Source organism: Paenibacillus sp. BSR1-1 (assembly GCF_030403775.1).
Lineage (GTDB): Bacteria > Bacillota > Bacilli > Bacillales > Cytobacillaceae > Neobacillus.
In genome coordinates, this window is record NZ_JAQMWQ010000048.1 from 1 (window position 1) to 1,544 (window position 1,544).

The 1,544-nt window shown below is 39.8% G+C and carries 2 protein-coding genes; both read right to left on the reverse strand.

What is annotated here, in order from left to right; translation table 11 throughout:
- Nucleotides 1-189: 189 nt before the first annotated feature.
- Nucleotides 190-1,128 carry an IS3 family transposase gene (locus tag PH210_RS29640; RefSeq protein WP_289990311.1) on the reverse strand — a complete coding sequence of 313 codons (939 nt, stop codon included), beginning with the start codon at nucleotides 1,126-1,128 and terminating at the stop codon, nucleotides 190-192.
- Nucleotides 1,129-1,145: 17 nt separating this feature from the next.
- Complete coding sequence (locus tag PH210_RS29645) at nucleotides 1,146-1,457, reverse strand: helix-turn-helix domain-containing protein (protein ID WP_289990308.1); 312 nt, start codon at nucleotides 1,455-1,457, stop codon at nucleotides 1,146-1,148.
- Nucleotides 1,458-1,544: the final 87 nt, after the last annotated feature.

Here is a 1,544-nt window from a genome sequence, read left to right on the forward strand (position 1 = left end):
TTCGGTTTGGCCCCCTAATTCCGGACACAAGCTTTCTTTTTCTCTTGTTTTCTCAGTTTTTCATTTTGAGGTCAACCTTCTTCACCTTCCGCGATTATAAATGATGTCACTACAGCGTCAAGCCCACTTCGCTTGACCCTTTCGCTCCATCACTTTCTCGGTCGGTAAGATGAAGAAGGAGCCTCTCTGTTACAGGTTGACAGCCATCTCAGGAATATAGCCCTCTTTCCGGAATCTCCAATTATATTTAGCTGGAGAAAGGTATTTGAGGCTGCCATGAAATCTTCGATTATTATAAAAGTCCATAAATTGATCAATCCAATAATACGCTTCTTCAAAACACTCAAAAGTATGACGTTGATAACACTCTTTTTCAATAATGCTGTGGAATGATTCAATATAAGCATTTAAGTTCGGTGACTTAGGTGGAATCCTCTCATGATACACTTTTAGTTCCCTACAAAAATCACCAAACCCCTTGCTTAAAAACTGCGGTCCGTTGTCACTCCGAATAATGAGCGAGTTTTTATCTTCTTCCTTAGGAATGATAACTTTTCGATTCTTTAACGCCTCTCTAAGCATTTCGATTATGTCCGTAGCTTGGCATTTAGAACCTCGATAATACCCGACAATGCTCCTGTCAAATACATCGATGGCACTTGCTAGGAAAAAGAAACGGCCACTCTCCTCAATGGATCCATATTTGATATCCAACTGCCATAATTGGTTCGGCGCCGTAATGACATGCTTCCTCGCTAACTTTCTTGGATAAAGAGAGGGAGCGTGTCTTGCTGGCAAAAGAATGCCTAGCTTTTCACACAAACGATGGACCTTCTTTTTGTTGATTTGGAGAAAATGGGTCTCTTTTAGATATTGAGTTAATTTTTTATACCCGTAAACGCCTTCTTCTCCCTCAACGGCCTCCATTAACCATTCTTCAATTTGTTCATCCGAAACCTTTTCTCCATCATTTGTAGTAGAGAAACCAGGAATAGGCCTTCCCCGTTTAATACCTTTGTTTTCCTCAATTTCATTTAGTTTATTATGGTGATAATACAAGGAACGATTCACTCCTAATGCAGCAGTTGTGCGATTAATAGGAAAACCTTCACTAACCCAGAGAGCCACTTCTTCCAAACGTTCACTTATCGAAGGGGGCTTTTTTTTAAAAGGTTCTTTAACATCGCTACTTCTAGCTCCTTCTCACCTAACAACTTCATTGCCTGTTCATACTTAACCAGGAGTTCTTCTTTGGAGGGATTCTCAGAAAGAACTGTGACTCCTTCAACTTCCATAGCGTCACGAACTTCTTCCTCATATTCGTCTATCCACTTTCGAAGAGTATCCCTTGAAATTCCCGCTTTATTGGCAATAGAGGTCATCTTTCCACTCTCTAGTGCCATTCGAACATATTTCTTTTTTACATCTTCAATCACATCAATTTTCTTTTTAGGCATTTAAAGACCCCCTTTCACGATATTTTGCTTGTTACTAGTGTAATAATTAAGCATTTTCGTGTCCAACGGATTAAGGGGTCCTAAAAG

Coding starts and splice junctions, on each gene's coding strand:
- PH210_RS29645 (WP_289990308.1), bottom strand. CDS start 1,457: ATGCCTAAAAAGAAAATTGATGTGATTGAAGATGTAAAAAAGAAATAT.